This is a genomic window from Rahnella rivi, from assembly GCF_019049655.1.
Lineage (GTDB): Bacteria > Pseudomonadota > Gammaproteobacteria > Enterobacterales > Enterobacteriaceae > Rahnella > Rahnella rivi.
On the sequence record NZ_JAFMOX010000047.1, the window covers coordinates 24,507 to 38,194 of the forward strand.

A 13,688-nucleotide genomic window follows, 5' to 3' on the forward strand; every position below is an offset into this window, starting at 1 on the left:
GAGAGTGTAATCGTTCTTCACATAACCCCCATATCGGGAGTATTGTTGACCAGCGAGTTGCCTCAGTGGCCAGCTGATTCAGATTGAATCAGGCTTACCAATATTAGGTAAGCCCGCGCATTATACGTAAACCGTCAGATTAAGCAACTGCCAATCCAGAGAATGTGTGTTTATTTTGCGCGCCCTCTTTGCGCTGTTCATCCTGCATCACACTCAATAATGTCCCGCATCAATAGTTATCAGCGGTCATATCAATGTCGTAATGCATTCATAGTTAACAATGAATTCTCTAGACCCCTGGCTACCGTTTATCCACTATCTGCCCTGGTAAATCTCATAGCATTAGGAAAGCGGGGGCAATCATGGCGGAACTTCTACAAAATATAATCAAGTCTGGCAGTTTACTTTCTTTCGCTATTCATGCCTCATCTTTGATGTTCGGCGCAATTTTTGGCAGCGCTTTAACGATCACCACACACCGACTTCACCTCGCAAATAACTCGAACGACGATTTGCAACCGAGTGCCGATACATTCAGGCTGGCACCGCATCGCCCCATAACAAAATCAGGTCTTCGAGCCAGACGCTCCATAAGATTGTCCAACTGCCCATTTTTCATCGGGCTCTGCATTTTCCTTCAGGAGTCGAGATCTAAGCGTGTTTTACTTAATGGAGGAGCTTGCGGAATACTGTTGCTTGGGGTTTCTTTTACCCTCCCCTTCTCATTAGCCCTTTTATCAATCTTGTGGTTCACGGGGTTTCTTCTGATTCTGAGCATGATCGACTATTACACCCTCAGGCTGCCAGATGCACTGACTCAACCTTTATTGTGGTCCGGCTTACTGATAAGTGTGTCTGGGGTGGGAATATCACCGGAGTCCGCCATATGCGGATCGGTATGTGGATATATGTCTTTATGGGGACTTTATTGGTTGTTCAGGTTTTTTTCGGGAAAGGAAGGCGTTGGATATGGCGACTTTAAACTGCTTGCAGCTATCGGAGCCTGGACAGGGTGGGAGGCGCTGCCTCTTGTCTGTACTCTGGCCGCATGTTCGGGAATAGTATTTTCGATATTTTGGAAAAAAAATGGGGGCGCTGAAAAGCAAATACCTTTTGGTCCGAGCCTTTCAGCCGCAGGCTTTCTTATCTACACCAGCCAGAAAAGTGAAATGCTCTGGCTGATGTAATATTCTTGGGTTCTACTCAAGACCGTTACTGTGATTCTTCTTTCAATTGCGACTGAATATAGTTTTGCAGTCCGATGCGTCCAATCAACTCGATCTCTGTTTCCAGCCAGTCGATGTGATGCTCCTCATCGGCCAGAATGGTGATCATCATATCGCGGCTGACGTAATCATGGACGGAGTCTGCATATGAAATAGCCTCACGCAGATCTTTCGCACCTTCTAATTCCAGAAGCAAATCTGACTTCAGCATCTCTTCAACATCTTCACCAATGTTGAGTTTGCCTAAATCCTGCAAATTTGGTAGCCCTTCAAGGAACAAGATACGCTCAATGTAGATATCAGCATGTTTCATTTCGTCTATCGATTCATGATACTCGATACCATTAAGACGCATCAGCCCCCAGTTTTTGAACATACGCGCATGCAAAAAATACTGATTGATAGCAACCAGTTCATTTCCAAGAAGTTTATTGAGGTGTGCAATGACTTTTTTATCGCCTTTCATAGGTAACTCCTCCGTTCCGGTATCTAAAGCGTAGATCCGGTACAGGGTAAGTCAAAAAAAAGGCACACTTTTTAACGAAGTATTTTTACGCGATGTTTTTGAACTCGGGAATTTGCTGCAACTCATCTTCCATTATCTGACGTGCTGCGCGTACACATTTGCCACATTGAGTCCCGACCGGCACAAAATTCCTGAGCTGTTGAAACGTTTGAGGCTGGTAACGTCTTACTGCCTGTCTGATTGTTTTATCACTGACTGAATTACACAAACACACGTACATATAAACCACACCTCGCATATAACTTCCTTTAACTTTAAATGAGAATGGTTATTATTGCAAATGTGGTGCGTATACTTTTGACTCATTTTCAGGCAATAAAAAAGGGTGCCGAAGCACCCTCTTTTTTGCTCTTAATTATCAGCGATTAAGCGATAACTTTAGCAACAACACCAGCGCCTACAGTACGGCCGCCTTCACGGATTGCGAAACGCAGGCCGTCATCCATCGCGATTGGGTGGATCAGAGTAACAACCATGTTCACGTTGTCACCAGGCATTACCATCTCAACGCCTTCTGGCAGTTCGATAGTACCGGTCACGTCAGTTGTACGGAAGTAGAACTGTGGACGGTAGCCTTTGAAGAATGGAGTATGACGACCACCTTCTTCTTTGCTCAGGATGTACACTTCGGAATCAAACTTAGTGTGTGGTTTGATTGAACCTGGTTTAGCCAGAACCTGACCACGTTCGATGTCTTCACGTTTGATACCACGCAGCAGAACACCAACGTTCTCACCAGCACGGCCTTCGTCCAGCAGTTTGCGGAACATTTCAACGCCGGTACAAGTAGACTTAACAGTGTCCTTGATACCCACGATTTCAACTTCTTCGCCCACTTTAACGATACCGCGCTCTACACGACCGGTAACAACTGTACCACGGCCGGAGATGGAGAATACGTCTTCGATTGGCAGCAGGAACGGCTTATCGATAGCACGCTCTGGCAATGGAATGTAGCTATCCAGTGCTTCTGCCAGTTCGATGATTTTCGCTTCCCAAGTTGCATCGCCTTCCAGTGCTTTCAGCGCTGAACCTTTGATGACCGGGATGTCGTCGCCTGGGAATTCGTAAGCAGAAAGAAGCTCACGAACTTCCATTTCTACCAGTTCCAGCAGCTCTTCATCATCAACCATGTCGCATTTGTTCATGAACACGATCATGAATGGAACGCCAACCTGGCGACCCAGCAGGATGTGCTCACGGGTCTGAGGCATAGGGCCATCAGTTGCAGCAACAACCAGGATAGCGCCGTCCATCTGAGCAGCACCGGTGATCATGTTTTTCACGTAGTCGGCGTGCCCTGGGCAGTCAACGTGCGCGTAGTGACGAGTCGGGGTGTCATATTCAACGTGTGAAGTGTTGATGGTGATACCACGAGCTTTTTCTTCTGGTGCGTTATCGATCTGGTCGAATGCGCGTGCAGAACCGCCGTAGGTTTTAGCCAGAACGGTGGTGATTGCTGCAGTCAGGGTAGTTTTACCGTGGTCGACGTGGCCGATAGTACCAACGTTAACGTGCGGTTTGTTACGTTCAAATTTTTCTTTAGACACGGCTATATTCCTTACTCTTGTGCTCTCCCTTCATAGAGAGAGCACGGGATCATTGTGTTTAAAACTGTGGCTTATTTGCCACGAGCTTCAATAACGGCCAGGGCCACGTTATTCGGCGCATCATCATACTTCAGGAATTCCATGGAGTAAGATGCACGGCCTTTAGTCAGTGAACGCAGCTGAGTTGCATAACCGAACATTTCGGAAAGCGGAACTTCGGCATGAATCACAACGCCAGTAGCGTTAGAATCTTGGCCTTTCAGCATACCACGACGACGGCTAAGGTCACCGATGACGTCACCAGTGTTCTCTTCTGGAGTTTCTACTTCAACCTTCATGATCGGCTCAAGCAGAACTGGTTTCGCTTTCTTAAAGCCATCTTTGAAGGCAATAGAAGCGGCCAGTTTAAACGCCAGCTCAGAGGAGTCAACGTCGTGGTAAGAACCGAAGTGCAGACGCACACCGAGATCTACTACTGGGTAACCCGCCAGAGGACCTGATTTCAGCTGTTCCTGGATGCCTTTGTCAATCGCAGAGATGTATTCGCCAGGAATTACACCACCCTTGATTTCGTTGACAAACTCGTAGCCTTTCGGATTCGAGCCTGGCTCCAATGGATACATATCGATCACAACGTGACCGTACTGACCACGACCACCAGACTGCTTGGCGTGTTTACCTTCAACGTCAGTCACTTTGGAGCGAATCGCTTCACGGTAAGCAACCTGCGGCTTACCTACGTTCGCTTCAACGTTAAACTCACGACGCATACGGTCAACCAGGATATCCAGGTGAAGTTCACCCATACCTGCGATGATAGTCTGACCAGATTCTTCGTCAGTCCATACGCGGAATGATGGGTCTTCTTTCGCCAGACGGCCCAGAGCCAGACCCATTTTTTCCTGGTCAGCTTTGGTTTTTGGTTCTACCGCAACGGAGATTACCGGTTCAGGGAATTCCATGCGCTCCAGAATGATCACGTTATCCGGATCACACAAGGTATCACCAGTAGTCACGTCTTTCAGACCGATCGCTGCAGCGATATCGCCCGCACGAACTTCTTTGATTTCTTCACGCTTGTTAGCGTGCATCTGAACGATACGACCCAGACGTTCACGCTGTGATTTCACTGGGTTAAATACAGTGTCACCAGAATTGACGAGACCGGAATAAACACGGAAGAACGTCAAGTTACCCACGAATGGGTCAGTAGCGATTTTGAACGCCAGAGCAGAGAACGGCTCAGCATCGTCAGAATGGCGAACTGCCGGAGTATCTTTACCGTCATCCAACATACCGTTGATTGCTTCAACGTCAGTTGGTGCTGGCAGATATTCAACAACAGCATCCAGCATTGCCTGTACGCCTTTGTTTTTAAACGCAGAACCACAGGTAACCAGGATAACTTCGTTGTTCAGAACGCGCTTACGCAGAGAAGCTTTGATCTCTTCTTCAGTCAGCTCTTCGCCACCAAAGAATTTCTCCATCAGCTCATCAGAACCTTCAGCAGCGGACTCAACCAGTTTCTGACGCCATTCTTCAGCCAGTTCTTGCATATCAGCTGGGATCTCTTCGTATTCGAAGGTCACGCCCTGATCTGCTTCGTTCCAGTTGATAGCTTTCATTTTCACCAGGTCAACAACACCGGTGAATTTCTCTTCCGCGCCGATTGCCAGTTGCAGAGGCACCGGAGTTGCGCCCAGACGTTTTTCAATCTGGTCAACAACTTTCAGGAAGTTAGCACCCATACGGTCCATTTTGTTAACGAACGCGATACGTGGAACTTTATATTTGTTTGCCTGACGCCATACGGTCTCAGACTGTGGCTGAACACCACCAACTGCACAGTAAACCATTACCGCGCCATCAAGAACACGCATGGAACGTTCAACTTCGATGGTGAAGTCAACGTGTCCTGGGGTGTCAATGATGTTGATGTGGTGTGGTTCAAACTGCTTAGCCATACCAGACCAGAAACAGGTTGTCGCAGCGGACGTGATGGTAATACCACGTTCCTGCTCCTGCTCCATCCAGTCCATGGTGGCTGCGCCGTCATGAACTTCACCGATTTTGTGGTTTACACCGGTGTAGAACAGAACACGTTCGGTAGTAGTTGTCTTACCGGCGTCGATGTGAGCACTGATACCAATGTTACGGTAGCGCTCAATGGGTGTTTTACGAGCCATTTGATTCCTCTATAACTAGGACGTTCAAGTTCGGTTAAGCCAAGCGGGTTGGCTTCTTGAAGCGCCCGCTTGGTTAGCATAACTACAGCGAAGTGATTACCAGCGGTAGTGGGCGAACGCCTTGTTGGCTTCAGCCATACGGTGAACGTCTTCACGTTTCTTAACTGCAGTACCTTTGTTCTCTGCAGCATCAGAAAGTTCGTTCGCCAGGCGGAGAGCCATGGATTTATCACCGCGTTTACGAGCAGCTTCAACGATCCAACGCATTGCCAGAGCATTACGACGAACCGGACGGACTTCTACTGGAACCTGATAAGTAGAACCACCTACACGGCGGGACTTAACTTCGACAGTCGGACGAACGTTGTCCAGTGCGACTTCGAAAGCTTCCAGGTGGCCTTTACCGCTACGTTGAGCCAGGGTCTCAAGAGCAGTGTAGACGATTGCTTCTGCAGTAGATTTTTTACCATCTACCATCAGAATGTTGACGAATTTTGCCAGCAGTTCGGATCCGAACTTAGGATCTGGCAGGATTTTACGTTGACCAATGACGCGACGACGTGGCATGGAAATACTCCGTTGTTAATTCAGGATTGTCCAAAACTCTAAGAGTTTATTTTGACAGTAATGTGAAAATGTTTGGCCTTACTTAACGGAGAACCATTAAGACTTCGGCTTTTTAACGCCGTATTTAGAACGAGATTGCTTACGATCCTTAACGCCTGAACAGTCCAGCGCGCCGCGGACGGTGTGATAACGCACACCTGGCAAGTCTTTTACACGACCGCCACGGATCAGGATCACGGAGTGTTCCTGAAGGTTATGACCTTCACCGCCGATGTAGGAGGTAACTTCAAAACCGTTAGTCAAACGCACACGGCATACTTTACGCAATGCGGAGTTTGGTTTTTTAGGAGTGGTGGTATATACACGGGTACATACGCCACGTTTCTGCGGGCAAGCTTCCAGCGCTGGAACGTTGCTTTTAGCAACCTTCGTAGAGCGTGGTTTGCGTACCAGCTGATTAATTGTTGCCATTAAAAAGCTCCTGGATTTTGGTTCATAAACTACTTTGTAAACGCGTGATAAATCGCCCCATAAAAAGCATTAGCTAATATGGGGACGCAGAATTTTAGAGCTGACCTTGGAGGGTGTCAAGAAATATACAGCACATCATAGATTCACCAAGCGGTTTGCTGGGCATGTTTCTCCGTCAGCGCGACGAAACCAGTATAGTCGATCAGGGTAATATTGTGTGATATTTGACCAACCAATCCTCTGGCGGCCAAATCCTCGCTTAGCACATAGACACTTTGTACATGCTGAAAAAGCAGCTCGCACGCCTCACTGCCTTCGAGGGAAGCCAGCACACCATCTTGCATCAACAGCAGGGCATCATCCTGAGTCACCAGTTTAACAAGCAGCGGGAAATCACAGTGTTGCGGGGAACGGGCAAGAGTAAAAAGCATCGGAATTCCTGATTCAGAAAGTCAGCACCACATCATATTCAGCCAGTTGGCGACGGATTTCGGCGACAGACAGCGGCGCAACATCCAGCACCCAATCCTGCGTAACAGACAATCCTCTTGCTTTTAAAGATGCCGAACAGACATAGCACTGATCGACGTCGTAAAGCGATAACACGCCAAATGTCGCGATATAATTGCGCGCTAATATTTTTTCGGGCTGCTGGCCTGGGATCAGCTGAAACACACCATCCGCCATGAAAAAGACGCCAATGTCTTCGGTCAGGGCAGAAGTTGCCAGCAATGCATCAAGACCTTCGCGACCGGCAGATGTACCGTGAGGTCCCTGCGTGAAAATAAACGCCACCTTCTTCATCGTTGTTTTCCGCTCAGACACATCAGAATTGCACCATACGATCGCAGGTCAGTGACGCTTCTGCGAGACTGCCCAATCCGGTGAGGTTGAAGCCGGGTTGCAGGTTGGTCTGACCATGCCCCTGATTATGCGCTTCCGTTTCATCGATCACTCCCCGACGCAATGCCGCAGCAATGCATACATTGAGCGCAACCTGATGATCGGCCGCCATTCTTTGCCATGAACGAACCAAATCGAATTCATCGGAGGCCGGGGCAGAAAGCAAATTGCCGTTCAACACTCCATCCCGATAGAAAAACACGCTGTCGAGTTGATGACCGCTGGCGATCAAAGCCAGCGCAAACTGATAAGCGGCGCTGGCTTGTTGTGTTCCATAAGCCGGGCCGGTCACCAGGAGGCAATAACGCAGTTTCAACGCTCATTCCCCACCAGGTCACCGCTTTTAAACTGGCGGATATACAGGTAGACCGTGTGTTTGGAAATATTCAGCCGGTCAGCGACCTGATTGATAGCATCTTTAATATCAAAAATACCTTTTTCATAAAGATTCAGAACCACCTGACGGTTCTTCGCATTGTTAGACACATTACGGTCAGCGTTCACTTCTTCAATCGTGAATTCGAGCGTTTGTGCGACCAGATCGTCAACAGATGACGCGAAGTTAACCGAAGGTGCCACTTCCTGCGTTTCAGGCGGCATAAAGGTTTGAATGATTTGCGAGAAAGGTACGTCAAGATTCATGTTGATACACAACAGCCCCACCACGCGCTGTTCGCGATTGCGAATGGCGATAGTGACTGACTTCATCAACACACCGCTTTTTGCGCGGGTGAAATAGGCTTTGGAGACATTGCTGTCCGCCCCGGTCATGTCATGCAACATGCGCAGCGCCAGATCCGTAATAGGCGAACCAATCTTACGGCCTGTGTGTTCACCGTTGGCAATTCGCACGGCGGAACATTTCAGATCTTCCAGCGAGTGAAGAACAATTTCGCAATGCTCACCAATAAGCATCGCCAGTCCGTCCACGACGGCCTCGTAGGAAGACAAAATTTCGTGATCGACCTGGCTAAAAGGACGTTGGTCCAGCAAATCCAGTTCGCCGGTTTCGCCAGTTATAAGCGAATTAGACATTGAAGCTACCACCCTCTACATCGCGCCTTCTCATGGGAGCCAGGGCGCATTATTCATCATTCCAGGTTCGTTACTGTACCAAAACTACAGAAAAAACGGTCTGGCGAGTTTACGGATCTGTGACGTTATGCCCGACGGACAGAAGCGTCAAGTAATCATCATAGAGTAACCGCAGTAAAAAGAGGGATTGGTTGCGATAAAAGTTACCCGCGAAAAAAAACCGCCGCATTATGCGACGGTTCGTTGTAGCAACTGTGCTTTCGCTTAGTTTGCTTTTGGCGCTGCTTCAGCTTCAGCTGGTTTTTCAGCTGCTTTAGGATCTGCTTTCGGTGCAGCCTTCACGTCCAGCAGTTCAACGTCGAACACCAGAGTAGAATTCGCTGGGATCCCCGGAACGCCGGTTTTGCCGTAGGCCAGTTCCGGTGGAATGACCAGCTTGATTTTGCCGCCTTTCTTGATGTGTTTCAGGCCTTCGGTCCAGCCTGGGATCACGCCATCAAGACGGAAAGACAGTGGCTCGCCGCGGGTATAAGAGTTATCAAACTCTGTACCGTCGGTCAGGGTACCTTTGTAGTTCACGACAACGGTGTCGCTGTCTTTAGGTGCCGCGCCAGTACCTGGTTTTTCTACCTGATACATCAGGCCAGATTCCGTCTTCTTCACGCCTTTTTCTTTAGCGAAATCAGCACGGAATTTGTCACCTTTGTCGGAATTCGCTTTAGCATCCTGTTCCATCTTAGCTTGTGCAGAAGCTTTCACACGGCCTTCGAAGGTTTGCAGGGTTTTCTCGATTTCCTGATCTGACAATTTGCTCTTGTTCGCAAACGCATCCTGAACACCGGCGATCAACTGGTCTTTATCCAGTTTGATGCCCAGTTTTTCTTGTTCTTTCAGCGAGTTGTCCATGTAGCGACCCAGTGAAGCGCCCAGCGCGTAAGCCGCCTGCTCATCATCACTTTTAAACTTAGAGGCTTCTGCTGCAGGTGCAGCAGCTGGCGCGGTGGCAGCAGGTGTTGCCGCTGCGGCCGGTGCAGTTTCAGCAGCCATAACCTGAGTCGCGTTCAGGGCGATTGCCATGGTCGTTGCCAGCAGGGTGACTTTAAACAGTGATTTCATCCATTTCTCCAGGACCAGAAGTTTATGACCTCTGGTAATCATTACGAAAGTTCGGCGGTTACTATAACTGTCCGTCTCACGACAAAACAATCTCTATACACGCCATTAGCGTCTATTTCAGACCTTTTACGCATCAATTAGTTTCGCGAAACCGTTGAAAAACGAAGGTTGAGCGCCACAGTTGTCAGGTAATTCGCCGTATTTGCAGGTAGAATCGGCCACCTAATTGCAGGATGAGGTTCCGGTCAGTGCTCAATCTGATCAACTTGAGCCACACGATGAGGTAACAATGATGAACTCAAATACCGTTGAACAGCGTCTGGAAATGCTGGAAAACAAACTGGCTTTTCAGGAAGTCACCATCGAAGAGCTGAATATGATCGTGACGCAACACCAGCTGGAGATGAGCCGTTTACATGATCATCTGCGTCTGCTGACGGACAAACTGCGCGCCAGCCAGCCGTCAATGATTGCCGATCAGTCGGAAGAAACTCCGCCGCCACATTATTGATAACGTTCCCTGACCCAGTAAAAAGGCGCCCATCAGGCGCCTTTCTTATTTACCGCGACAGCGGGCGTGCGATCAATGACAACCGCAGCCGCCGTTGCCGCCGCAACCGCCTTTCTTCGCTTCATCATGGCCGTGATCGTGATCATGGCTGTGACCGTGGCCACCGCAGCAACCGTCACCATGTTCGTGATCGTGACCATGGTCGTGGCCGTGTTCGCCATGAACGTGACCATGCGCCAGTTCTTCTTCAGTCGCTTCACGGATAGCAACCACTTCAACGTGGAAGTTCAGATCCTGACCCGCCAGCATGTGGTTACCATCGACAACAACGTGGTCGCCGTCAACTTCAGTGATTTCGACAGGAACCGGGCCCTGATCGGTGTCAGCCAGGAAACGCATACCCACTTCCAGCTCTTCAACACCCATGAACACGTCTTTAGGAACGCGCTGAACCAGATTTTCATCGTAGTTGCCGTAAGCGTCATTCGCGCCAACGTGCACGTCGAATACGTCACCGATGGCATGGCCTTCCAGCGCCGTTTCCAGACCGGAGATCAGGGAGCCATGGCCGTGCAGATAATCCAACGGTGCGCTCACCGGAGATTCATCAACCAACACACCGTCTTCTGTACGTACCTGATATGCCACGCTGATGACCAGGTCTTTAGATACTTTCATGATAACTCCTACCGTTGGAAACTTAATTTGTTGTATGCGGACGTCTTAACAACGTACGCAACGTCAGTTAAGACTAATTCAGTGACGGTTACTTTTCGATGAGATCATCCTGAAAAGCGATACCGGATAAATTTGGCGAAGAGTGTAGCGGAAATCCGCGCCGCTGTACCCTACAGCATAAAAAAACGCGGCTATTAACGCTACTTTGGATCGAAAATACCGATCACCTGCTCTTCCGGACGCAGCTTCTTACTGACCTGCGCATCCGTCTGGCGCTGATGGTGGCCGCACGTCATGCATTCCACCACTTCAACCTGATCTTCCGTCCATAACGCCAGCGTATCCAGCGCCTTACATTTCGGACACACCGCGCCGGCGATAAAACGTTTACGGGTAGTAGCCATTGTTACTTCTCCTGAAATTAACGACATTGCGTCTGGTCAGTTTTCGCTCAAAAGGCGGCATTATTTTTAATCTGCCGGACTATTCATCATCGTCCCAGCCATCAAGCTGCCGGCGTTCGTTATGCATTTCGCTCTGGAAGATATCTTCCAGTTCGCGCCGCGCCTCTTTCACGCGGGAAATTTGCGCCACATCACCGCGGTTTTGTGGCACCAGCTCACGCAGCATACGCATATCGAGACGGCGAAAGTGCTGCTGAGCACGATACGCACTGTGCGGATGCATACCCAGCGTCACCAGCGCCTTCTTGCCCAGTTCCAGCGCACTTGAGAACGTCTCGCGGGAGAAGTTCGCTACGCCCGCCTGCAACAGCTCATGGGCTTCTACACGGCCCCGGGCGCGCGCCAGAATATTCAGATGAGGAAAGTGTTGCTGACACAAATGCACGATGGTCATTGTGTCTTCCGGCTCATCACAGGTAATGACGATCGATTTCGCTTTCTCCGCGCCGGATGCCCTCAGCAACTCAAGTTCGGTCGCATCGCCGTAATAGACTTTATACCCATAGGTGCGCATCAGCCCGACCGCACTGATATCACGCTCCAGTACGGTGATGCGCATCTTATTCGCCATCAGCAAACGCCCGATCACCTGCCCGAAACGTCCGAATCCGACGATAATTACCTGCGGCTCATCGTCCTGCACAAAGTGCTTTTCGTCGCTCTCTTCACCGTCGTTATAGCGACGCACCAGGATCCGGTCCACCCACTGCATCAGCAAAGGTGTAGTCATCATCGATAACGTCACCACCACCAGCAGCAATGAAAGCTGGGAAGAAGAAATGACTTTCTGCGCGCCGGCGGCCGAAAACAGCACGAAAGCAAACTCGCCTCCCTGGCTGAGCACAGCGGAGAATTGCAGCCGGACTGAAGTGCGTAACCCAAACACTCGGGAAAGCCCGTAGAGTACCGCACCTTTGACCGTCACCAGAATAATCACACCGGCCAGCACCAGCAGAATATGGGTGTACAGCACCCCCAGATTCAACGCCATGCCAACAGAAATAAAGAACAGCCCGAGCAGTAAACCCTTAAATGGCTCGATAGCGATTTCCAGTTCGTGCTGATATTCACTTTCTGCCAGTAAAATCCCGGCGATAAATGTCCCGAGCGCCATCGAAAAGCCCAGCGTATCCATAAACAACGCCGAACCCAGCACCACCAGCAACGCGGCGGCGGTAAACACCTCGCGCACGCCGGAGGCAACGATCAGCCGGAAGATGGGCCGCAGCAAATAGCGGCCACCAATCAGCATGCCGCCAAACGCCAGCACTTTAATACCGATCATTTCCCAGTTATTGCTGCCCTCGGACCCTCCCGCCAGAATCGGGATCAGCGCCAGTGCCGGGATTACCGCGATGTCCTGAAACAGCAGCACGGCAAAACCCAGCTGGCCGCCTTCGTTACGGGTCATGCCTTTATCGCGCATCAGCTGCAACGCCATGGCCGTTGATGACATCGCCAGCCCGATACCGCCGATCACCGCCGCCTGCCAGGAGAACTTCGTCAGATAAAGCAGGCCGCCGAGCACCAGCGCAGTGAGGATCACCTGCCCAGCACCGACGCCAAATATTTGCCGCCGCAATGCCCACAGCTTTCCAGGGTTCAGCTCCAGCCCGATGATAAACATCAGAAAGACCACGCCGAGTTCAGAGAAGTGCAGAATTTCGTCGACGTCGCGAATAAAGCCCAGCCCCCAAGGGCCGATGGCGATCCCGGCCAGCAAATAGCCGAGCACCGCGCCAATACCTAAACGCTGCGCAACCGGAACGGCCACGACGGCGGCGAACAGAAACAGCAGGATCGCGGCGGGCAGATTTGAACCATCCATCAGGCGATCCCTCCCTGCGGCAGCGGAGATTTAAGCCATTCGCCGTAAGCTTCAGCATGGCTTTGCAGCACATCAGGTTTCTGACGACGCGCCCAGTAAATGATGACGGGCGTCATCCAGTGCATATGACACATCGCCGAGGTCAGCTCAAATGGCCGCATAATGTCGGACATCGGATAGCGGTTATACCCGCCCGCTTTATACGCCCCTTCGGGTTCGCCGGTGGTGACCACCGAACGCCAGTATTTTCCCCGCAGTTCATTGCCCCCTGCTCCGCTGGCAAAGCCTCTCGCCAGTACGCGATCCATCCATTCCTTCAGCAACGCCGGGCAGCTGTAGGTATAAAGAGGATGCTGGAAGACGATCACTTTATGCTCGCGCAGCAGTTGCTGTTCGCGGTGGATATCAATAAAGAAGTCGGGATAGTGGGCGTACAAATCGTGCACGGTGACATGTTCAAGTTGCTGCGCTTGTTGTAATAAAACGCGATTGGCGACCGAATCGGGTGATTCCGGGTGGGCGTACAGCAGCAAAACCTTTGGTGGCTGCGACATCAATACCTCCAAAGCGTCGTCAGGGTGCGGTTTTTCCGTTACCATGCTTCGCAAAGACAAAATGGGACGCGAT

General features: G+C 50.3%; 17 protein-coding genes. 2 read left to right on the plus strand and 15 right to left on the minus strand.

Going from position 1 to position 13,688, the window contains the following annotated elements:
- Positions 1-362: 362 nt before the first annotated feature.
- Positions 363-1,187 carry a prepilin peptidase gene (locus tag J1779_RS04135; protein WP_238485059.1) on the plus strand — a complete coding sequence of 275 codons (825 nt, stop codon included), beginning with the start codon at positions 363-365 and terminating at the stop codon, positions 1,185-1,187.
- A gap of 25 nt (positions 1,188-1,212) precedes the next feature.
- Here J1779_RS04135 and bfr read toward each other — a convergent pair whose 3' ends face one another.
- The 11 genes from bfr to fkpA all read right to left on the minus strand — a co-directional run bounded on the left by bfr (position 1,213) and on the right by fkpA (position 9,580).
- Positions 1,213-1,692 (minus strand): bacterioferritin, encoded by a 480-nt coding sequence (gene bfr, locus J1779_RS04140; RefSeq protein WP_056778014.1) that lies wholly within the window; start codon positions 1,690-1,692, stop codon positions 1,213-1,215.
- 85 nt (positions 1,693-1,777) lie between these two features.
- Positions 1,778-1,972, minus strand: coding sequence for a bacterioferritin-associated ferredoxin (gene bfd / locus J1779_RS04145; protein WP_056778102.1), 195 nt, complete (start codon positions 1,970-1,972; stop codon positions 1,778-1,780).
- Positions 1,973-2,117: 145 nt separating this feature from the next.
- The gene (gene tuf, locus J1779_RS04150; RefSeq protein WP_122097336.1) at positions 2,118-3,302 is read right to left on the minus strand and encodes an elongation factor Tu; all 1,185 of its coding nucleotides are present in this window, start codon (positions 3,300-3,302) and stop codon (positions 2,118-2,120) included.
- 71 nt (positions 3,303-3,373) lie between these two features.
- On the minus strand, positions 3,374-5,488 hold the full coding sequence (gene fusA, locus J1779_RS04155; protein ID WP_056775179.1) for an elongation factor G: 2,115 nt from the start codon (positions 5,486-5,488) through the stop codon (positions 3,374-3,376).
- A 96-nt stretch (positions 5,489-5,584) separates the two neighbouring features.
- A complete protein-coding gene (rpsG, locus tag J1779_RS04160) occupies positions 5,585-6,055 on the minus strand; it encodes a 30S ribosomal protein S7 (RefSeq protein ID WP_005969574.1) in 471 nt (156 codons plus the stop codon).
- 96 nt (positions 6,056-6,151) lie between these two features.
- A complete protein-coding gene (gene rpsL / locus J1779_RS04165) occupies positions 6,152-6,526 on the minus strand; it encodes a 30S ribosomal protein S12 (RefSeq protein ID WP_013573668.1) in 375 nt (124 codons plus the stop codon).
- Positions 6,527-6,669: 143 nt separating this feature from the next.
- Entirely contained in the window at positions 6,670-6,957 is a 288-nt protein-coding gene (gene tusB, locus J1779_RS04170) for a sulfurtransferase complex subunit TusB (protein ID WP_056775182.1), read from the minus strand.
- Positions 6,958-6,970: 13 nt separating this feature from the next.
- The gene (gene tusC / locus J1779_RS04175; protein WP_056775186.1) at positions 6,971-7,330 is read right to left on the minus strand and encodes a sulfurtransferase complex subunit TusC; all 360 of its coding nucleotides are present in this window, start codon (positions 7,328-7,330) and stop codon (positions 6,971-6,973) included.
- A 22-nt stretch (positions 7,331-7,352) separates the two neighbouring features.
- Complete coding sequence (gene tusD, locus J1779_RS04180; protein WP_082465728.1) at positions 7,353-7,745, minus strand: sulfurtransferase complex subunit TusD; 393 nt, start codon at positions 7,743-7,745, stop codon at positions 7,353-7,355.
- Positions 7,742-8,464, minus strand: a complete 723-nt coding sequence (locus tag J1779_RS04185; RefSeq protein ID WP_056775190.1) for a helix-turn-helix transcriptional regulator — start codon at positions 8,462-8,464, stop codon at positions 7,742-7,744. Before J1779_RS04185 ends, tusD begins: the two co-directional genes overlap by 4 nt.
- Before the next feature lie 264 nt (positions 8,465-8,728).
- Positions 8,729-9,580 carry an FKBP-type peptidyl-prolyl cis-trans isomerase gene (gene fkpA / locus J1779_RS04190; RefSeq protein ID WP_056775194.1) on the minus strand — a complete coding sequence of 284 codons (852 nt, stop codon included), beginning with the start codon at positions 9,578-9,580 and terminating at the stop codon, positions 8,729-8,731.
- Positions 9,581-9,872: 292 nt separating this feature from the next.
- On the opposite strand from fkpA, the gene J1779_RS04195 reads away from it, so the two are divergent.
- On the plus strand, positions 9,873-10,091 hold the full coding sequence (locus J1779_RS04195; RefSeq protein ID WP_056775197.1) for a protein SlyX: 219 nt from the start codon (positions 9,873-9,875) through the stop codon (positions 10,089-10,091).
- Between the two features lie 72 nt (positions 10,092-10,163).
- On the opposite strand, the gene slyD is transcribed toward J1779_RS04195, so the two are convergent.
- The 4 genes from slyD to kefG form a co-directional block, all read right to left on the minus strand.
- Positions 10,164-10,769 (minus strand): peptidylprolyl isomerase, encoded by a 606-nt coding sequence (gene slyD / locus J1779_RS04200; RefSeq protein WP_056775200.1) that lies wholly within the window; start codon positions 10,767-10,769, stop codon positions 10,164-10,166.
- 200 nt (positions 10,770-10,969) lie between these two features.
- Positions 10,970-11,173, minus strand: coding sequence for a YheV family putative zinc ribbon protein (locus J1779_RS04205; protein ID WP_056775203.1), 204 nt, complete (start codon positions 11,171-11,173; stop codon positions 10,970-10,972).
- Positions 11,174-11,252: 79 nt separating this feature from the next.
- Positions 11,253-13,061 carry a glutathione-regulated potassium-efflux system protein KefB gene (kefB, locus tag J1779_RS04210; RefSeq protein WP_217202931.1) on the minus strand — a complete coding sequence of 603 codons (1,809 nt, stop codon included), beginning with the start codon at positions 13,059-13,061 and terminating at the stop codon, positions 11,253-11,255.
- Positions 13,061-13,615, minus strand: coding sequence for a glutathione-regulated potassium-efflux system ancillary protein KefG (gene kefG, locus J1779_RS04215; protein WP_056775210.1), 555 nt, complete (start codon positions 13,613-13,615; stop codon positions 13,061-13,063). Before kefG ends, kefB begins: the two co-directional genes overlap by 1 nt.
- Positions 13,616-13,688: the final 73 nt, after the last annotated feature.